The sequence below is a fragment of the Paenibacillus sp. P4_E11 genome, from assembly GCF_056401635.1.
This window is the reverse complement of record NZ_JBFUIX010000717.1, coordinates 1-550: the sequence shown is the minus strand read 5'-3', so window position 1 is coordinate 550 and position 550 is coordinate 1. Positions and strand designations below refer to the sequence as shown.

Here is a 550-nt window from a genome sequence, read left to right as displayed (position 1 = left end):
ATCTTGATAATGAACGATTCGTAGTCCATATCCGACAAGGAAAAGGGAGAAAAGACCGTGTAACCGTACTGTCCCGATCGGCATATGAAATTATTTCCATTTATTTGGAGAAGGAACGTCCTTATGACTGGCTCTTTCCTGGTATGGACCGTAATAGACCAATCACGGAAAGGAGTATCCAAAGAATATTTGAACGGGCTCGTGATGCAGCAAGCATTCGAAAACCGGCAACCGTTCATACGCTAAGGCATTCTTTCGCCACGCACTTGCTTGAAGGCGGCACCGATCTACGCTACATTCAAGAGCTTCTCGGTCACGAAAATATAAAAACAACACAAATTTACACCCATGTCAGTACCAAAGACGCCCGCCGTGTTATGAGTCCTTTAGATCGAATCCTTCCGAGTGTCAGTAATACTATCCACAACACAGATCCCTCAAAATAGAGACTATTAAACGACATGTGTCGCAGATTTTACGTTAGACGAAAGTTCAATAGAACTATATTTATTTAATGTATTTCGAGGAAGTGAAGGAGAATGTATGTAAC

General features: G+C 42.0%; 1 protein-coding gene. It reads left to right on the top strand.

Features of this window, described 5'->3' with window-relative positions; all coding sequences use genetic code 11:
- Positions 1-446, top strand: a 446-nt coding sequence (locus AC1DWB_RS37100; RefSeq protein WP_477546018.1) for a tyrosine-type recombinase/integrase, incomplete at its 5' end; no start/stop codon positions are given.
- Between the last annotated feature and the right edge of the window lie 104 nt (positions 447-550).